This window comes from Corallococcus praedator, assembly GCF_003612125.1.
Lineage (GTDB): Bacteria > Myxococcota > Myxococcia > Myxococcales > Myxococcaceae > Corallococcus > Corallococcus praedator.
Window position 1 is genome coordinate 1 of sequence record NZ_RAWI01001017.1, and the last position, 449, is coordinate 449.

Sequence of the window (449 nt, forward strand, 5' to 3'; positions counted from 1 at the left end):
ATGCCGTACTGCGCATTCTGGTAGGCGAGCTGCTCGGTGAAGGACACCATCGCCGACTTGGTCGCCTTGTAGGCCACGTAGGGATAGGTGGTTATCACCGCCATCGACGAGATGTTGATGATCACGCCGCTCTTCTGCTCGCGCATGATCGGCAACACGTGCTTGGCGGCAAAGATGCAGCTCTTGAGATTGATCGCCACGCAGCGGTCGAACGCCTCGCTGGTGATGTCGAGCAGTTCGGCGTCGCCACCGGACAGCGAGACGCCGACATTGTTGTGCAGGATGTCGATACGCCCCCAGCGGGCATGCGCGTCGTCGACCATGGCCTTGAGGTCGGCATTGCTGGTCACGTCGGCCTTGAAGGCCGCCGCCGTGCCCTGGTTGACGCCGATCATCTCGACGGTTTCCTTCGCCGAGTCGAGATTGTGATCGACGCAGAGGACCTTGGC

1 protein-coding gene is annotated in these 449 nt (G+C 61.5%); it reads right to left on the reverse strand.

Features of this window, described 5'->3' with window-relative positions; all coding sequences use genetic code 11:
- Nucleotides 1–449, reverse strand: a 449-nt coding sequence (locus D7Y13_RS42840) for an SDR family NAD(P)-dependent oxidoreductase (protein WP_147452713.1), incomplete at both ends; no start/stop codon positions are given.